The organism is Halomonas litopenaei (genome assembly GCF_003045775.1).
Classification (GTDB): Bacteria; Pseudomonadota; Gammaproteobacteria; order Pseudomonadales; family Halomonadaceae; genus Halomonas; species Halomonas litopenaei.
The window spans coordinates 176,428-194,266 of sequence record NZ_PXNS01000007.1 but is presented as its reverse complement, the minus strand read 5'-3'; the positions used below and the strand labels follow the sequence as shown (position 1 = coordinate 194,266).

At 65.4% G+C, this 17,839-nt stretch carries 17 protein-coding genes and 1 tRNA gene; 11 read left to right on the top strand and 7 right to left on the bottom strand.

Going from position 1 to position 17,839, the window contains the following annotated elements; genetic code table 11:
* Positions 1-40: 40 nt before the first annotated feature.
* The 7 genes from pth to C6W88_RS14135 form a co-directional block, all read right to left on the bottom strand.
* Positions 41-625, bottom strand: a complete 585-nt coding sequence (gene pth, locus C6W88_RS14165; RefSeq protein ID WP_108132918.1) for an aminoacyl-tRNA hydrolase — start codon at positions 623-625, stop codon at positions 41-43.
* Between the two features lie 126 nt (positions 626-751).
* Complete coding sequence (locus C6W88_RS14160) at positions 752-1,453, bottom strand: 50S ribosomal protein L25/general stress protein Ctc (RefSeq protein WP_108132917.1); 702 nt, start codon at positions 1,451-1,453, stop codon at positions 752-754.
* 106 nt (positions 1,454-1,559) lie between these two features.
* Positions 1,560-2,501 carry a ribose-phosphate pyrophosphokinase gene (locus tag C6W88_RS14155; RefSeq protein WP_181248623.1) on the bottom strand — a complete coding sequence of 314 codons (942 nt, stop codon included), beginning with the start codon at positions 2,499-2,501 and terminating at the stop codon, positions 1,560-1,562.
* Positions 2,502-2,573: 72 nt separating this feature from the next.
* Positions 2,574-2,648: transfer RNA gene (locus C6W88_RS14150), tRNA-Gln, on the bottom strand.
* Positions 2,649-2,662: 14 nt separating this feature from the next.
* Positions 2,663-3,556 (bottom strand): 4-(cytidine 5'-diphospho)-2-C-methyl-D-erythritol kinase, encoded by an 894-nt coding sequence (gene ispE, locus C6W88_RS14145; RefSeq protein ID WP_108132916.1) that lies wholly within the window; start codon positions 3,554-3,556, stop codon positions 2,663-2,665.
* A 227-nt stretch (positions 3,557-3,783) separates the two neighbouring features.
* Positions 3,784-4,398: a lipoprotein insertase outer membrane protein LolB gene (gene lolB, locus C6W88_RS14140; RefSeq protein ID WP_108132915.1), complete on the bottom strand. Its 615-nt coding sequence runs from the start codon at positions 4,396-4,398 to the stop codon at positions 3,784-3,786.
* Positions 4,399-4,438: 40 nt separating this feature from the next.
* Positions 4,439-6,208 (bottom strand): tetratricopeptide repeat protein, encoded by a 1,770-nt coding sequence (locus C6W88_RS14135; RefSeq protein WP_231498653.1) that lies wholly within the window; start codon positions 6,206-6,208, stop codon positions 4,439-4,441.
* Positions 6,209-6,376: 168 nt separating this feature from the next.
* On the opposite strand from C6W88_RS14135, the gene hemA reads away from it, so the two are divergent.
* The 11 genes from hemA (at position 6,377) to C6W88_RS14080 (ending at position 17,809) form a co-directional block, all read left to right on the top strand.
* Entirely contained in the window at positions 6,377-7,642 is a 1,266-nt protein-coding gene (gene hemA, locus C6W88_RS14130; protein WP_045995161.1) for a glutamyl-tRNA reductase, read from the top strand.
* 54 nt (positions 7,643-7,696) lie between these two features.
* Positions 7,697-8,788: a peptide chain release factor 1 gene (gene prfA, locus C6W88_RS14125; RefSeq protein ID WP_108132914.1), complete on the top strand. Its 1,092-nt coding sequence runs from the start codon at positions 7,697-7,699 to the stop codon at positions 8,786-8,788.
* Positions 8,788-9,654 carry a peptide chain release factor N(5)-glutamine methyltransferase gene (gene prmC / locus C6W88_RS14120; RefSeq protein WP_108132913.1) on the top strand — a complete coding sequence of 289 codons (867 nt, stop codon included), beginning with the start codon at positions 8,788-8,790 and terminating at the stop codon, positions 9,652-9,654. The genes prfA and prmC overlap by 1 nt, the downstream gene beginning before the upstream one ends.
* Positions 9,655-9,823: 169 nt before the next feature.
* Positions 9,824-10,324: an Lrp/AsnC ligand binding domain-containing protein gene (locus C6W88_RS14115; RefSeq protein ID WP_045995158.1), complete on the top strand. Its 501-nt coding sequence runs from the start codon at positions 9,824-9,826 to the stop codon at positions 10,322-10,324.
* A 6-nt stretch (positions 10,325-10,330) separates the two neighbouring features.
* Complete coding sequence (locus C6W88_RS14110; protein WP_108132912.1) at positions 10,331-11,104, top strand: HesA/MoeB/ThiF family protein; 774 nt, start codon at positions 10,331-10,333, stop codon at positions 11,102-11,104.
* Positions 11,101-12,036, top strand: coding sequence for a LysR family transcriptional regulator (locus C6W88_RS14105; RefSeq protein WP_231498652.1), 936 nt, complete (start codon positions 11,101-11,103; stop codon positions 12,034-12,036). The genes C6W88_RS14110 and C6W88_RS14105 overlap by 4 nt, the downstream gene beginning before the upstream one ends.
* A 411-nt stretch (positions 12,037-12,447) precedes the next feature.
* Complete coding sequence (locus tag C6W88_RS14100) at positions 12,448-13,737, top strand: NAD(P)/FAD-dependent oxidoreductase (protein ID WP_108132910.1); 1,290 nt, start codon at positions 12,448-12,450, stop codon at positions 13,735-13,737.
* 28 nt (positions 13,738-13,765) lie between these two features.
* The gene (locus C6W88_RS14095) at positions 13,766-14,923 is read left to right on the top strand and encodes an ABC transporter ATP-binding protein (protein ID WP_108132909.1); all 1,158 of its coding nucleotides are present in this window, start codon (positions 13,766-13,768) and stop codon (positions 14,921-14,923) included.
* A gap of 11 nt (positions 14,924-14,934) precedes the next feature.
* The gene (locus tag C6W88_RS14090) at positions 14,935-15,852 is read left to right on the top strand and encodes an ABC transporter permease (protein ID WP_052704560.1); all 918 of its coding nucleotides are present in this window, start codon (positions 14,935-14,937) and stop codon (positions 15,850-15,852) included.
* Positions 15,849-16,643 (top strand): ABC transporter permease, encoded by a 795-nt coding sequence (locus tag C6W88_RS14085; protein ID WP_108132908.1) that lies wholly within the window; start codon positions 15,849-15,851, stop codon positions 16,641-16,643. The genes C6W88_RS14090 and C6W88_RS14085 overlap by 4 nt, the downstream gene beginning before the upstream one ends.
* Before the next feature lie 98 nt (positions 16,644-16,741).
* Complete coding sequence (locus C6W88_RS14080) at positions 16,742-17,809, top strand: ABC transporter substrate-binding protein (RefSeq protein WP_052704559.1); 1,068 nt, start codon at positions 16,742-16,744, stop codon at positions 17,807-17,809.
* Positions 17,810-17,839 lie beyond the last annotated feature (30 nt).

The following is a 17,839-nucleotide window of genomic DNA, read 5'->3' as shown; positions in this document are numbered from 1 at the left end:
GCGGTGCAACCACCTGCTGTCCCGGTTGGCGCCCGCCGGGTCAGGCAGAGTGACTGTGCAGGCGGTTCATGGCCTTGGCCCAGTCGCCGGATAGCGCCTGGGGCAATGTCGCCAGGCACTCGATCAGGGCGCCGTCGATGGCCTCGCGCTCGGTCTTGCCGGGACGGCCCAGCACGTAGTTGGTGACCAGCTTGGCGCTGCCGGGATGACCGATGCCGATGCGCGCACGATGGAAGGACTTGTCGTTACCCAGGGCGCTGATGATGTCGCGCAGGCCATTATGGCCGCCGTGGCCGCCGCCCTGCTTGTAGCGCGCGCTGCCGGGGGGCAGGTCGAGCTCGTCGTGGGCGATGAGCATCTCGTCGGGGGCCAGCTTGAAGAAGTTGGCCAGCGCCGCCACCGAGGCACCGGAGCGGTTCATGTAGGTGGTCGGCACCAGCAGGTGCAGGTCGCTGCCTTCGACAAAGGCCTTGGCGTAGAGGCCGAGAAACTTCTTCTCCGGGCGCAGCTCGGCGCTGGACTGACGCGCGACTTCCTCCACCAGCCAGGCGCCGGCGTTGTGACGCGTCGCCTCGTACTGGGTGCCAGGGTTGGCAAGGCCGATCAGCGCCTTGATCCTTGTCATGGTGGTCTCTCCGGTCAGCGGTGCGGGGCAAGCGCTTTGCTCAGGGCCTTGGCGACGAGGCCATGGGCAAAGCCCTCGGAAACGAAAAGGGCCACCGCAGTGGCCCCTGAATCCGGCAGAAAAGGATTACTCCTTGTCGCCTTCTTCGTCTTCGTCCTTGGCTTCGTCCTTCGCTTCCTCGGCAGCTTCTTCGCTGGCCTCGGCGGCGGCGGCTTCTTCCTCGGCGATTTCTTCCTCGGACTGCATGACCTTGGCCTTGGTCACGTTGACGATGGCCTGGTCGTGCTCTTCACCGTGGCTCAGCTCGACGAGGGTCACGCCAGCCGGAACCTTGAGGTCGGACAGGTGCAGGGTGCTGCCGATCTCGAGGTCAGCGATGTTGACCTCGAGGTAGTCGGGCAGGTCCTTCGGCAGGCAGCTGATCTCGACTTCGTTGGCCAGCTGGTGCAGTTCACCGTCCTGCTCCTTGATGGCCTTGGACTCGTCCTGACCGACCACGTGCAGCGGAACGCGCATGGTGATCTCGTGAGTCGCATCGACGCGCAGGAAGTCGGCGTGGGTCACCAGCGGCTTGTACGGGTGGCGCTGAAGGTCACGCACCACGACCTGCTGGGACTTGCCGTCAACCTCAAGGTTGATGACGGAAGAGAAGAAGGCTTCGTCTTCCAGCGCCTTGTAGAACGCAGTCTTGTCGACGGCGATCGGCTGCGGCGTCTTTTCACCACCGTAGATGATGGCGGGGACTTGCTGGTTCGCACGACGCAGGCGGCGGCTCGCACCTTTCCCCAGGTCGTTACGAACATTGGCGGTAAGTTTGTAGTCAGACATGAAATTGCCTCTTGGCTAAAGTAAGGAAGCCACCGAGCCCGCGACCAGACCTCGGTGGTTCCAGATGCCCCGGTTGTCGGGGCGCGTTTCCCGCGCGATATGTCGCTTAGTGGAACATCGCGCTGACGGATTCCTCGTTGCTGACGCGGCGGATCGCTTCGGCGATCAGGCCGGCCACGCTGAGCTGGCGGATACGTCCGCTGCGACGCGCGGTGTCTGACAGCGGGATGGTGTCGGCCACCACCACTTCGTCCAGCACCGACTCGGAGATGTTGTCCACCGCAGGGCCCGACAGGATCGGGTGGGTGGCGTAGGCGACCACGCGCTTGGCGCCGTGTTCCTTGAGCGCTTCGCCCGCCTTGCACAGGGTGCCGGCGGTATCGATCATGTCGTCCACCACCACACAGGTGCGGTCCTGGATATCACCGATGATGTGCATCACCTGGGCCTGGTTGGCCTGGGGGCGACGCTTGTCGATGATCGCCAGGTCAGCGTTGAGCTGCTTGGCGATGGCACGGGCGCGGACCACGCCGCCGACATCGGGGGAGACCACGACCAGGTCGTCGTAGTTCTGACGCTCGATGTCGTCGAGCAGGATCGGCGAGCCGTAGACGTTGTCCACGGGCACGTCGAAGAAGCCCTGGATCTGGTCGGCGTGCAGGTCCATGGTCATGACCCGGTCGACGCCGGCCTTGACCATCATGTCGGCCACGATCTTGGCCGAGATCGGCACCCGGGCGGAGCGCACGCGGCGATCCTGGCGGGCGTAGCCGAAGTAGGGCACCACCGCAGTGATACGGGTGGCCGAGGCCCGGCGCAGGGCGTCAACCATCAGGATCAGTTCCATCAGGTTGTCGTTGGTCGGTGCACAGGTGGACTGCAGGATAAAGACATCCTTGCCGCGCACGTTCTCGTTGATCTCGACCGCGACCTCGCCATCGCTGAACTGGCCGACCGTGGCATTACCCAGTCGGCTGTCCAGGCTCTCGGCGACCTTACGGGCGAGTTCGGGGTTGGCATTCCCGGCGAAAACCATCAATTTTGACACGCGCAGCCACCTTTGCTGTGTTGGGTCTTCAGTGTGAGCCTGGGGGAGTGAGTCCAGGACTCAGAAGGAAGTTGGCTGGGGTAGGAGGATTCGAACCTCCGCATGGCGATACCAAAAACCGCTGCCTTACCGCTTGGCTATACCCCAGCATACGTCCTGCCTCACGCGGGCAGGGCGTCGAGGAGAGGCGATCGATTCAGGCCCAGGGCCTTGAAGGCGTGCCAGGTCGGCTGTTGGCATCGGACATCGTCCAGCAACTGGACGGCCTCGGCCTCCGACTCCAGACGGGCAAAAACGCACGCGCCGGTACCCGTCAATATTGACGGCGCCCGGGCGTTGAGCCAGTCCAGGGCACGAGCCACCTCAGCATAGGCTTGCCTGACGGTGTCCTCGCAATCGTTGCGCCAGCTTGACGCTCCCCCCTTGAGTGCGCGCGCCATGGTAATGGCGGGGGTGTCCCGTGTCAATTCCGGCGCAGTGAACACGGCAGGGGTGGAGACCGCCACACCCGGGTGCACGACCACGAACCAGGGGGTGTCGAGTGCCACCGCGACAAGGCGCTCGCCGACGCCTTCCGCCCAGGCGGCCTGGCCGTGGACGAATACCGGCACATCGGCGCCCAGCGTCAGGCCCAGTTCGGCCAGACGCCGGGTCGTCAGTCCCAGGCCCCACAGATGATTCAGCCCGACCAGTACGCTGGCGGCGTCGCTGCTGCCACCGCCCAGACCACCCCCCATGGGCAGGCGCTTGGTTACGCCTAGATCGGCACCGAGCGCGCAGCCGGTCTCGCGCTTGAGCAGGTCGGCGGCCCGCCATAGCAGGTTGGCCTCGCGGGGTACGCCCTCGAGACGGTCTGTCAGGGTTATCTCACCGTCCTGGCGCAGGCGCAGGTGGATATCGTCACCGTGGTCGAGGAACTGGAACAGCGTCTGCAGCTCGTGGTAGCCGTCGTCGCGACGGCCGACGATATGCAGCATGCGATTGAGCTTGGCCGGCGCCGGCAACGTCAGGGTCTGCTGCGCGCTGGCATCGGAAGAGAAAGAGGTGTCGGGCATGGGGGAGTCTATAAAGGGTGCTGTCCAGGGATCGGCTGACCGAAGTGATGGCGATCGGTGACTGGGGGCGGCGCCTGCCATCGGCGACCGGGATCGATGATGGCTCTCGTTGCTTCTCTCTATAGGGAGCTTGCTGCAAGGAGCACGTCGACAGGAGGCAGAGGGCGATGGTGCTTCATTTTACCCGGGAGACAGGCTCCCGCCATCCGGGGCGGGAGCCGGCGCGACTACTGTTCCAGTGGCTGCCACTGGTTTACCACCAGGGTGGCGCGCAGGTCGTCATAGGTCATCACCAGCCGGTTGGGTAGCCAGGTACCGTTCACATCCTTCCAGCCGCGATAGTCGATCTCCCAGCCGTCCTGTTCCAGTGAAGCGGGGAAGCCGAGTTCGTCGTCGGTCATCTCGAAGTCACTGTCGTCGGCGGGCAGGCCGCGGACCCAGTCGGTGAGGCTCGAGACCGGCAGCGACCAGCCCAGGCGCTGTTCCATCAGGGCTTCCGGGCTGTCGGCCTCGAAGCGACCCTCGCTGGTGGTCAGCGAGACGCGACCGTCGCGTCCTTCCAGGGTACTGCGGCCGGCGCCCATGGGGCCGGTGACCAGCAGGCGATAGTGGTAGGGGGTCTGGCGCCAGTCGAGGTTGGCGCTGGTGGATTCCTGGGGAGTGCGCAGGCCCACCTTTCCGGTCAGGTTCCAGGAGGTGAAGGCTTCCACCTGTTCGGTCTGGGCTTCCCAGTCACCGGCCTGGCGCTCCTGGCGCGGCTCGGTGACGCTCTGGGAGGTGGCACAGCCGGCCAGCAGGCCGAGCCCCAGGGCGGCGGCGGTCAGGCGAAAACAAGACATCATCGCGGGGTCCTTGCGGGTAGTGGTCGTGGTGTCGGGGCAGTCAAGGCGCTGTTGCCGTTGGCTCAGGCCTGATTTCGGGGCGCCGATCGAGGAGATCGACGATCAGCGGGCGCTCGGGGAAGCGTTGCTGGGCTTCTTGCAACAGCTCGCGTGCGCGCTGCTTCTGGCCCAGGTCCCACAGCACCTCGATCAGGTGGGCGGCGACCTCCTGGTCGGCGATCTCGCGCCAGGCGCGCTCGATCCAGGGTAGCGCAACCTCCGGTTTGCCCTCACGGTAGGCGACCCAGCCCAGGCTGTCGAGGATGGCGGGGTTGTCCGGCGAGAGTTCGTAGGCCCGCTGGATCAGTCGCCTGGCCTCGTCGAGGTCATCCGGATCGCCGGCATCGGCCAGGGTGTAGCCGAGGGCATTGAGCGCCACGGCGTTGTCCGGCTGCTGTTCGACCAGGGTGCGCAGATCCTGTTCGGAGGTGTCCAGGTCGCCTTCGCTCCAGGCACGCATGGCGCGGAAGTAGCGCAGGTCGCCATCCTCGGGGCTGCGCGCCAGCTCGCGGTTGAGCAGCGCCTCGGCCTCGGGCTCGAGACCTTGCTGGTCGAGCAGTTGCACTTCGGTGATGACCAGGCCGGTATAGGCATCGTCGTGACGCAGCCGCTCGACCCGTAGAAAGGCCCGGGCGTCCAGCAGCCGGTCGGCCTCGATCAGCATGCTGGCCGCGCGCTGTCGCGACAGCAGGAAGTCAGGGCCCGGCGGTACCCGGCGATAGTAGAGCAGGGCGTTGTCGACCTCGTCTTCCTGCTCGGCGATGCTGCCAAGCAATAGATAGAGGGCGCTGGGTGCCTGGGGATCATCGACCAGCGGCAGCAGCAGCCGGCGCGCCGGGTCGTGGTGGCCTTCTTCCAGATAGAGCTGGGCCAGGCCGACCCGCAACAGGGGGTTGTCGCCACGGGTCTCGAGCAGGGTGTCGGTGCTGCTCTCGGCCGACACCAGGTTGCCCAGGCGAATGTCGGCACGCGCCATCAGCAACAGAAAGCGGGGGTCGCCGGGAGAGAGGTTGAGGCCGCGTTTGGCCGCCAGGCGGGCCTGGTGGTACTTGCCGGCGTCCAGGGCGATGCGTGATTCGGCGAGAATCCGCTGGGGGTTATCGCGACTGTTGTTTCCCAGTGCGGCAATTCGTCGCTGGGCGCCCTCATGATCCCCCTGGGCCGAGTCGGTCAGGGCCAGCGCCAGGCGCAGGTCGTCTTTCCTCGACTCGGGGAGTGTGGGCTCGTCGAGCGCCTGTTCGAGGGTGCCGGCGAGCGTCACCGGATCGCCGCCGCTGGACAGGGCGGTATCGACGAAGCGCGTGATGTCGGTGTCGTCATCGGCGGCGATCAGCCGCTGTTTCAGGGCTTCGTCCCAGTTGCCGCGACCACCGGCGAGGTTGCCCAGGATCTGGGCGGCCACCGGCGCCTCGGGCGCCAGCTCCTGCCAGCGTCGCGCGGCGCGTTCGATCAGGGCGGTGTCATCGGTGAAGCGTGAAGCCAGGGTGGCGCGTTCGACCAGGGCAGCGGAGTGATAGCGCTCGGCTGCCTTGAGGTAGCCTTCGGTGGCGCGTCGATAGTCGCCCCGCTGACCGGCCATTTCGGCAATCAGCAGCGTCGACAGGCCGTCGGCATCGAGTCCACGGGTGATCGGTGGAGCACCGGCCATGGGGTCAGCCTGTGACGCGCTGCCTGGGCTGTAGGAAAAGCTCTGACAGCCGGCGAGCCACGCCGTCAGTGACAGGGTGGCCAGAGTGCAGGTCAGCTTTCCGTGGCGCGCGTTCGGGGGCATTGAGGCGTCATCTTCTCCATGAGAATTCTCAGCATAACGGCTTGGCGAGTCTTGGCAAAGGTCAATGCCCGGGGGAGCGAGGTCAGAGCTGCCTATGGTAGGATATGCGCCTTGCAGGAGCGGCCTGGTTGGCCACTCCGGACATCATCTGATGAAGACGTCGAACGCATGACCCTGCTTGCCCTTGGCATCAACCATCGAACCGCGGCCGTCGAGGTGCGCGAAAAGGTGGCCTTTGGCCCCTCGCAACTCACCCGGGCGCTCTCCGAGCTGCGTGCGCTGCCGAGTGTGCATGAGGCTGCGGTGCTGTCGACATGCAATCGCACCGAGCTTTATTGCGTGACCGAGTCGAGCGGGGAGAGCGAGGTGCTCGACTGGTTGAGTCGGTTTCATGCATTGCCCCGCGAGGACCTGCTGCACTGCGCCTACCACTATCTGGAAGGCGACGCCGCGCGCCATCTGATGCGCGTCGCCGTGGGTCTCGATTCCATGGTGCTGGGCGAACCCCAGATCCTGGGCCAGCTCAAGGATGCTTACCAGGCGGCCAGGGACGCCAGCGGGCTAGGTGGGGAGCTGGAGCGGCTCTTCCAGCATACCTTCGCGGTGGCCAAGCAGGTGCGCACCGAGACCGCCATCGGCGAGAACCCTGTCTCGGTGGCCTACGCGGCGGTCAGTCTGGCCAGTCGAATCTTCGACGATTTCTCGCGCGCCAGGGCGCTGTTGATCGGTGCCGGCGAGACCATCGAGCTGGTGGCGCGCCACCTGCATGAAGCCGGGGTGCACCAGTTGACGGTGGCCAACCGCACCCGCGAGCGGGCCAGTGCCCTGGCCGGCAGCCTGGGCGGTCAGGCCATCAGCCTCGACGAGATCCCCGTCGCCCTGGAAAAGGCCGACATCGTCATTTCGTCCACCGCGGCGCCCTTGCCGATTCTTGGCAAGGGCATGGTCGAGCGGGCGCTCAAGCGTCGCCGCCACCGTCCGGTGTTCATGGTCGATATCGCCGTGCCGCGCGACATCGAGCCAGAGGTCGGCGAGCTCAGCGACATCTTCCTTTATACCGTCGATGACCTGCACGAGGTCATCGAGGAAAACCGACGTCACCGCCAGGTGGCGGCGGACCAGGCCGAGGCGCTGATCGAGCACGGCGTGGCCCACTGGCACAAGGAGCGCCGGGTGCGCGGGGCCGGCGAGGTGATCCGCGACGTGCGCGCCAAGGGTGAACGGCTGCGTGACGAGGCCCAGACCCAGGCGCTGGAGCGCCTGGCCAAGGGTGAGGATCCCGAGGCCGTGGTGCGTCGCCTGGCCCACCAGTTGACCAACCGCCTGATGCATCAGCCCACCCTGGCCCTGCGGGGTGCCGCCGCCGATGAGCGCCAGGACCTGCTCGAGGCTGCCGTCGAACTGCTGCTGGGCGAGCCCGAGTCCCGGAACTAGCCGGGCCTGGCTTGACCGCAATGCGCCTTCTTACATGATTTCAAGGATTTGCCGATGAAAGCTTCTCTGCGTGAGCGCCTCGATGCCTTCGTCGACCGCTTCGAGGAACTCTCTGCCCTGTTGTCGGAGCCCGACGTGATCAGCGATCAGCCACGTTTTCGCGACTACTCCCGCGAATACGCTGAGCTCGAGTCGCTTGTCGACGCCTGGCGCCGCTATCGTGGCGTCGAGGAAGACGTGGCCACCGCAGAGCAGATGGCCGAGGACGCCGACGCCGACATGCGCGAGCTCGCCCAGATGGAGCGCGAGGAGGGCGTGGCCAAGCTCGAGGAGCTGGAGGTCGAACTCAAGCGTCTGCTGGTGCCCAAGGATCCCGATGATGGGCGTAACGTCTTTCTCGAGGTGCGCGCGGGAACCGGCGGTGACGAAGCGGCGCTGTTCGCCGGCGACCTGTTTCGCATGTACTCGCGCTACGCCGAGAACCATGGCTGGAAGGTCGAGGTGGTCAGTGCCAGCCACGGCGAGCAGGGCGGCTACAAGGAGATCATCTCTCGGGTGAAGGGCGAGGGCGTCTACGCCCGGCTCAAGTTCGAGTCCGGTGCCCATCGCGTTCAGCGGGTTCCCGCCACCGAATCCCAGGGCCGCATCCATACCTCGGCCTGCACCGTGGCGGTGATGCCCGAGGCCGACGAGGTCAGTGACATCGACATCAACCCGGCCGACCTGCGGGTGGACACCTTTCGCTCCAGCGGCGCCGGCGGTCAGCACGTCAACACCACCGACTCGGCAATCCGCATCACCCACCTGCCCAGCGGTGTGGTGGTGGAGTGTCAGGAAGAGCGCAGTCAGCACAAGAACCGGGCCAAGGCGATGTCGCTGCTGGCGGCGCGGCTAAAGCAGTCGGCCCAGGACAGCCAGCGCCAGGAACAGGCCGACGCTCGTCGCTCGCTGGTGGGCTCCGGCGATCGCAGCGAGCGCATACGTACCTACAACTTCCCCCAGGGGCGGATCACCGACCATCGCATCAACCTGACCCTGTACAAGCTCAACGAGGTGGTCACCGGCGACGGCCTCGACGAGGTCATCGACCCGCTGATCCACGAGTACCAGGCGGAGCAGCTCGCCGCTCTGCAACAGGACGGCTGATGCGCTGTGATGTGCTGATCGCCCGGGCGACCCGCCGCCTCGAGGCCGCTGGCAGCCCGACGCCGCGACTCGACGCCGAGGTGCTGGCCATGGCGGCGATGAAGGTCGACCGCACCTGGCTCTACACCTGGGGCGACAAGCCCATGGCGACGCTGGCCCGGGCCCGCTTCGAGGCCTGGGTGGCGGCGCGTGCCCAGGGCATGCCGGTGGCCTACCTGACCGGTGAACGCGAATTCTGGGGGCTGGCCCTGGCGACCTCGCCTAGCACCCTGATTCCCCGCCCCGACACCGAGACCCTGGTGGAGGCCGCGCTGGCCCGGGCCGATACCAAGCCCGATGCCAGGAGCGACGCCCACACCGGCGCCTTGCTCGACCTGGGCACCGGCACCGGCGCCATCGCCCTGGCGTTTGCCAGCGAGCGCCCCGGCTGGCGGGTCGAGGGCGTCGATCTGTCCCCTGAGGCGGTGGCGCTGGCGCGGCGCAACGCCGAGCGACATGGTCTGGCGGTACGATTTCGCCAGAGCGACTGGTTCGATGCGCTCGATGACGAGCGCTTCGACCTGATCGTGGCCAACCCGCCCTATATCGACCCGCAGGATCCTCATCTGGGGCAGGGCGATGTGCGCTTCGAGCCAAGCTCGGCGCTGGTGGCCGCCGACCATGGCCTGGCCGATCTGTTTGCCATCGCCGAACGCGCCCGGAGCTTCCTCCGGCCGGGCGGCTGGCTGTTGATGGAACACGGCTACGAGCAGGCCGAGCGGGTGCGAGAGCATCTTGAAGCGCTGGGCTATGTTCGCTGCGACAGCGTGCATGACCTGGGGGGCCACCCTCGGGTGACGCTGGGGCAGTGGGGCATGCAACGTTGAAGCCGGGACTGGAGTCTGTTGGGGGCATGTGATACTGATTATCAGTAAAATGTTTTGCCACCAAGCGATTGGGCGCGAGAGATTGTCGTGAAATGCTTTGCGACCAGGCCTTTTTGGTCGATTCTTTCCCTGCGTGCCCCTCGCCGTCAGACCAGCGTTCAGGACCACAATGAAAACCAAGAACCGCTCCCTCGACCGTATCGATCTGAAGATTCTGCGTTGCCTGCAGGAAAACGCCCGGGTGTCCTATGTGGATCTCGCCGCCCAGGTGGGCTTGTCCACCACGCCGTGTCTGGAACGCGTCAAGCGCCTCGAGCGCTCCGGGGTGATCCGTGGCTACAAGGCGATCCTCAACCCGCGCATGCTCAAGGCCAATCTGCTGGTGTTCGTCGAGATCAGCCTGGAGACCCAGTCTCCGGCGGTGTTTGACGAGTTCCGTCGAGCCGTGTCGAAGCTGCCGCAGATCCAGGAGTGCCACCTGGTGTCCGGGCAGTTCGACTATATTCTCAAGTGCAGAATTCCCGAGATGTCCGCCTATCGTCAGCTACTTGGCGACGTGGTGCTGACCCTGCCCGGGGTCAAGGAATCGAAGAGCTACGTGGTGATGGAAGAAGTGAAGGAAGATTTCGCCCTGCACGTGCCGGATATCGAAGAGTTCGAGGACAAGTGAGTTTTCATGAATGACCAGGACCTGCTGCGCTACAGCCGACAGATCATGCTTCCCCAGGTGGACATCGACGGCCAGGAGCGCCTGCTGGCGTCGCGCGCACTGATCGTTGGTGCCGGTGGCCTGGGCTCGCCGGTGGCGCTGTACCTGGCCGCCGCCGGAGTCGGACAGCTGACCATCGCCGACGCCGATGTGGTCGAGATCTCCAACCTGCAGCGCCAGATCGCCCACCAGGAGCAGGACCTGGGACGCAACAAGGCCCTGTCGGCCGCCGACTCTGCCATCGCCCTCAATGCAAGCTGCCGGGTCAGCGCCATCGAGCGCCATCTGGACGCCGAGGGGTTGGTTCAGGCGGCGCGGGAGGCGGACGTCATCCTCGACTGCACCGATCGCTTTTCCAGCCGCTACGCCATCAATGCCGCCAGCGTCGCCGCCGGGGTGCCGCTGGTCTCCGGCGCTGCGATCCGCTTTTCCGGGCAGTTGGCGGTGTTCGACCCGCGCGATGAGACGAGCCCCTGCTACGCCTGCCTGTATCCGCCCGATGACCAAGGTGACGAGGCCCTGTCCTGCGCCGAGAGTGGCGTCATCTCGCCGCTGGTGGGGCTGATCGGCTGCTTCCAGGCGCTGGAGGCGGTCAAGCTGTTGTCCGGGGCCGGCACGCCCCACCGGGGGCTTGCCACCTTCGACGGCCTGAGTGGTGAATGGCGTCACTATCGGCTGGGGCGCGATCCACGCTGTCCTGCCTGCGCAGACCGAGGGCGGTCCGGCGGAGCAAGCGCGTGAGCCGGCAGAGCCCGGTCACCGACTTCGATATTCGTCTATTGCGGGTGTTCAAGGCGGTGGCTGAGTGCGGTGGATTTTCCGCTGCCGAGAACGAGCTTGGCATCAGTCGTTCGGCCATCAGCCTGCATATGGGCGACCTGGAAAAGCGCCTGGGGCTCAAGCTTTGTCGGCGGGGGCGGGGCGGCTTCGCCCTGACCGAGGAAGGACGGGAGGTGCTGGAAGGGGCACGTCGTCTGCTGTCGGGACTGGAAGCCTTTCGCACCGAGGTCAATGCGCTGCACCACAGCCTGCGCGGCGAACTCAATATCGGCATCACCGATACCCTGGTCAGCTCACCCGAGATGCGTATCACCCATGCCCTGGCAAGCCTCAAGGCCCAGGGCCCAGAGGTGCGCATCAACATGCACATGGACCCTCCCGGCGAGATCGCCCGCGGGGTGCTCGACGGACGCCTGCATGTCGGTGTCGTTCCTGCGGTCAACCTGCCTGCCAGCGTCGATAGCCAGGCGCTCTACAGCGAACGCTCCGGGCTTTACTGTGGCCGGGGGCATCCGCTGTTTGCCGAGCCATCGACGGCGCTGGAGGCGCTGGGCGGGTGGCAGGCGCTGGGGCAGTGGGACGCAGTGGTACCGTCCTATCCGCTGTCGGAAGCCGGCCGTGAGCGCCATGTCGGGCTCAAGCCCAGCGCCACCGCGTCCGACCGGGAAGGCGCGGCCTTTCTTATCCTGACCGGGGCCTACATCGGCTATCTGCCGGATCACCACGCCAATCTCTGGGTCGCGCAGGGACGACTGCGCGAGCTGTGCTCCGAGAGTGCCGCCTACGAGACGCCGTTCGTCGCCATCACCCGCCGTGACCGCCGCCCGCATCGGGTGCTGGAAGCCTTTCTGGCGGCGCTGGGGAAGAGCGATGCGGGTGTATCAGGCGACTGATGGCGCCTCCTGGATCTTTGATCAAACCGCCAACGTCTTCGCTTCGCTGACATGATGTCTCGCTTATACTCTTGGCGATGAAACGAGAGACTGACGCTCTGTCGTTGCTCCGCGTTGAGTTTTCCACGTCTGGCATCTTGGATTCGAGCGCTTCCGGGCGCGCCGGCTTACGTTCGAAGCGTGAGCGTCGCCAAGGCGACTTCCATCGAGCGGGATGCATGACGTGAAGTGTTGATGTTGGTGCGTCAGCCGCTTTAGGTATCGAATCGCTGACGTTGAAGTCAGGAATTTAGTGTTATTGGATACTTGACGCCTGGTGGCGAGAAAGTGGCACACTGTCGGTGTCACCTTCATGCGAAGGTGCGAGATTCAATAACAACAAGCGCATTGCGCAACCAATACGGACTCTCTATGACAGATTCCTCCACGTCCGAGGCCGCCTCCTGGTACCGCGATTCCGTCCGGGTCGAGCTGTTGCCGACACCCAGGCTAGAGGGCGACGTTCGCGCTGACGTCTGCGTGATCGGGGCCGGGGTGACGGGCTGTTCGGCGGCGCTGCATCTGGCCGAGCAAGGCTACAAGGTGGTGGTGCTGGAAGCCCATGACGTCGGCCATGGCGCCTCCGGTCGCAGCGGCGGCCAGATCCTGCCCGGGCTCGGTACCGACATGGACACCGTGGAACAGGCGCTTGGCCTGTCGGCGGCCCGCGATATCTGGGAAATGAGCCGCGAAGCGGTGCGCCTGACTGCACAGCTGGTCGAGCGTCACGCCATTCCCTGCGACCTTGCCTGGGGCTACCTGCACGCGGCGGTCAAGCCGCGCCATGTGCGCGAGTTGCGCGCCTTCCAGGAGACCATGGCGCACAAGTACGACTACCAGGCGCTGGAATGGCGCGAAGGGCAGTCGCTGCGCGAACATGTGGTCACCGACGCCTACCCGGCGGCCCTGTGGGAGGCCGAGGGCGGGCATCTGCATCCGCTCAACTATACCCTCGGCCTGGCCAGGGCCGCCCAGCAGGCGGGGGCTATCTTCCACTCGCACAGCCCGGTCACCGCGGTGACCAAAGGCGAGCCTGCACGGGTGAAGACCGCCGGCGGAGAGGTCACCGCCGATAGCGTGGTGGTGGCGACCAACGCCTACGGCATCGACCTGTTGCCGGAGATGCGCGGGCGCATCATGCGCTGCGCCAACTACATGATCGCCACCGAGCCGATGAGCGAGCAGCATGCGGCCCAGGTGCTGCCGAAGAATGACGCCCTGGCCGATGCCAATTTTGTGCTCGACTACTATCGGCTGTCGGCGGATCGACGACTGATCTATGGCGGTGAAGTCAGCTACGACGGGCGCCCGCCCAAGGGGCTCGAGGCGCGCATCGACGGCAAGATCCGGCGCCTGTTCAAGGTGCTCGACGATGTCGAGATCGCCTACCGCTGGGGCGGTGACGTGGCCATCACGCTCAATCGCGCCCCGGACTTCGGCAGACTGGCCGCCAACCTCTACTATGCGCAAGGCTACTCCGGTCATGGCATGGCCATGGCGGGACTGGCCGGCAAGTTGCTGGCCGAGACCATCGCCGGGCAGAGCGAGCGCTTCGACGTCTTTGCCGCCATGCCCCATCGTCGCTTCCCCGGCGGTCGCCTGTTGAGAACACCGCTGTTGCTGCTGGCCACCCACTTCTACAAGCTTCGCGATCGGCTGTGAGCTGCCGACAACGACGAGGAATGCCCCTATGACCGAGACCTCCACCGCCGAGCGCCACTCACAGCGCCGGGATGAGCCCCATGATGGCGCACGCTCGGGCGTCGATGCCGCCGGCTCCGAGCGGACCGCCTCCGCGATCCATATGCAGGGCCTGCACAAGCGCTTCGGCGCCAGTACGGTGGCACTCGATGGCGTCGACCTGACCATCGAGGCCGGCGAGTTCTTTACCCTGCTGGGCCCATCGGGCTGTGGCAAGACCACGCTGCTGCGCATCCTGGCGGGTCTGGAAGACGCCGACCAGGGACGCCTGACCATCGGTGAGCGCGACGTCACCGAGGTGGCGCCGCACCATCGCAGCGTCAATACCGTGTTTCAGTCCTACGCGCTGTTTCCCCATCTGTCGGTGCGCGACAACCTGGCCTTCGGCCTCAAGATGCGCGGTGTCGATCGTGCCGAGCGCGAGGCACGGGTCGAGCGCATCGCCGAGTTCATCCAGTTGGGCGATCTGATCGATCGGCGCATCGATCAGCTCTCCGGCGGACAGCGTCAGCGCATCGCGCTGGCCCGGGCGCTGGTCTGCGAGCCCGACGTGCTGCTGCTGGACGAGCCGCTGTCGGCGCTCGACGCTGGCCTTCGCAGCCAGCTACAGGTCGAATTGCTGAGGGTACAGAAGCGCCTGGGCATGACCTTCGTCTTCGTGACCCATGATCAGGACGAGGCCATGGTGATGTCCGATCGCATCGCCGTGCTCAATGGCGGGACCATCCAGCAGGTGGGGCCACCTCGGGAGGTCTACGAGCGCCCGGTCAATGCCTTTGTCGCCCGTTTCATGGGCCATGCCAACCTCTATCCGATCAGCGCCCGCCAGGGCCAGCGCGTGACCACCGAGCTTGGCGAGCTGGAGCTCGAGCCCGATCTCGACACGCCACAGCAGGGAGGCGGTGAGCTGTTGCTGATTCGCCCCGAGACGCTGGACGTGCGTCTGGGACGTCATCAGGGGGTGAACCACCTGGCCGGGCGGATCACCGAACGGCTCTATCGTGGTAGCCACGCCGAGTTCCGTCTCGCGGTCGGTGACACCACCCTGCAGGCCACCATCAACAATCGCGGGCGCCGACTGCCCGAGGTCGGCGACGAGGTGACCCTGGTGGTCGCCCCGGAAGACCTCGTCACCGTGGCCAACTGAGGGGGCATGTCATGACCGATACCGCTGTCCTCGGACGCAGCCAGGGCATGGTCAGAGAAGCGCGCCATCTTCTCTTTACCGTGACACCCGGCGCGGCCTGGATCATCGTCTTTCTGGTGCTGCCCAGCGCCTACCTGATGGGCGTGGCCTTCATGACCAACGGGCCCTATGGCCTGCCGCAGATGCCGCTGTCGCTCGATTCGTTCAAGCAGCTTGCCGGCTTCGGTTTTCTGGGCTGGAGCCCGGGCAACCTCTACACCCTGTTGAGGTCGCTGTGGCAGACCCTGGTGGCGACCGGCCTGGTCGTTATCGTGGCCTATCCGATCGCCTACTACATCACCACCTGCCGGGCGAAATGGCGGCCGATCATGCTGCTGCTGGTGGTGGTGCCGTCCTGGACCAATCAGGTCATCCGCACCTTCGGCTGGATGAACCTGCTGGCGCCGGGGACGCCGCTTTCCAGCGTCGCCGAGTCGCTGGGATTGATCGCCCCCAACATGGGGCTGTATCCGTCCAACTTCGCGGTGACCCTGGGGCTGGTCTACAACTTCCTGCCGTTCATGGTGCTGCCGCTGTACGCCGCCTTCGAGAAGCTCGACACCGCCCAGGTGGAGGCCGCCCAGGACCTCTACGCCACCCCGGTGAAGGCGTTCTGGCACGCGGTCTTTCCCCAGACCTTGCCGGGGCTGCTCGCCGGGATCGTGCTGGTGGCGATTCCGGCCTTCGGCATGTACGTGATTCCGGAACTGCTGGGCGGCGGCAAGGCGTTGATGCTCGGCAATCTGGTGGCCAACCAGTTCTCCGGTGGGTCGAACTGGCCGCTGGGCGCCGCCGGCGCCATCCTGATGCTGCTGGCGACCTTCGCCGGACTCTATGCCATGCGCCGGATCGGCAAGCGACTCGGCGGCGGTGAGGAGGTGGTGATATGAGAAAGCGCACACTCAAGCGAGGTCTGAGTGCCTTCTGGTGGCTGACCCTGGTGTTTCTTTACCTGCCGCTGGCGGTGGTGGTGCTGTTCTCCTTCAACGCCGCCAACAGCGCGGCCAGCATGACCGGACTGTCGCTGCGCTGGTACCACCAGCTGTTCGCCAATGACCAGATCATGAGCGCCTTCGGCAACACCCTGGTGCTGGCGCTGACGTCCTCGCTGATCGCCCTGGTGATCGGCTGCTTGATCGGTTATGGCATGTATCGCCACCGTCACCGCAAGCTGGGCTGGCTGATCGTGCTGATCTATCTGCCCATCGTGCTGCCGGATATCGTTTTCGGTATCTCGGAGATGGCCTTCTTCGTCAAGGTGAATGAGCTGACCGGGCTCCTGGGGCCGGGGCTGGGCACCATGATCATCGCCCACGTCACCTTCCAGATTCCGTTCGTCGCGCTGATCGTCTACTCGCGCTTCGTGGGTCTGGATCCGTCCCTGTTCGAGGCGGCCAAGGACCTCTATGCCTCGCCCTTTAAGCGAGTGGTGCACTTCATGCTGCCGACCATCAAGCCGGCGTTGATATCGGCCTTCTTCCTCTCCTTTACCCTGTCGGTGGATGACTTCGTCATCAGCTTCTTCACCTCCGGCCCGGAGAGCGCGACCCTGCCGATCTATATCTGGGGCGCGATCAAGAAGGGGGTGTCACCGGAGATCAACGCCATCGCCACACTGATGATCGCGGCGGTGGCGCTGGCCGCCCTGGCAAGCCTCGTCGTCAATCGGCGCAAGGCATGACGCCTGTGCCATCGGCGGACACAGAGGCGATCTCGGAACAGATCGATCAACACCTGACGTACCCAGACAAGACCAAGCAATACAAGGAGAAAGCAACGATGCTCAACAAGACTCGCAGCGCCCTGGGCCTCGCCGTGGCCGCCGCCATGCTCGCAGGCGTCGCCCAGGCTGAAGAGGGCAAGCTGTACCTGTTCAACTGGACCGAGTACATGGACCCCGAGATCATCGAGGCCTTCGAGGAAAAGTATGACGTCGAGGTGGTGACCAACTACTTCAACTCGAACCCGGAGATGATCGCCAAGCTCAATGCCGGTGGCACCTCCCAGTACGACATCGTGGTGCCGTCGAACTACTACATTCCGCGGATGATCGAGACCGGCCTGATCCAGAAGCTCGACCGCTCGCAGATTCCGAACTTCGACAACCTGATGGCGCAGTTCAAGGATCCGAGCTTCGATCCCGGTGCCGAGTACTCCGCCGCCTACCAGTGGGGCACCACGGGCCTTGTCTACAACACCGAGACCTTCCCCGATGCGCCCAAGAGCTGGTCGCTGCTGTTCGACCCCGAGGTCAACGGCGACTATCCGTTCTCGATGATCCAGGACGGCCAGGTCGCCACCGGCAGCGCCTGCGCCTACCTGGGCGCGAGCTTCGACTGCAGCGGCCTGGATGACCTGAAGAATGCCGCTAGACTGCTGATCGAGACCAAGAATCGCGACAACTTCTCGGGCTTCACCGACGGCACACCGACCCTGCAGCAGCTGGCCCGGGGCGTCACCCACGTGGGCATGTCCTTCAACGGCGACTACCTGTACTTCAAGGATGAGGACCCGGAGACCTTCGAACATCTGGACTTCGTGATTCCCGACGAAGGCGCCGAGATGTGGGTCGACTCCATGGTCATCCCCTCCGAGGCACCCAACCCGGAGCTCGCGCACAAGTTCATCGACTTCATCCTGGACGCCGAGATCGGTGCCCAGCTGTCGAACTACAACTACTACGCCAGCCCCAACGAGGCGGCGCGTCCGCATCTCGACGAGGTGCTGACCCAGCCGCCGACCCAGCCCAGCGAAGAGGACATGGCGCGGCTTGTCTTCACCCCCAGCCTGTCCGGTCAGCAACTGCAGACCTTTCAGCAACTGTGGTCAGAGGTAAAGGCTCGGTGAAGGGATTGGCCCAGGGGCGTTGATGAGCCC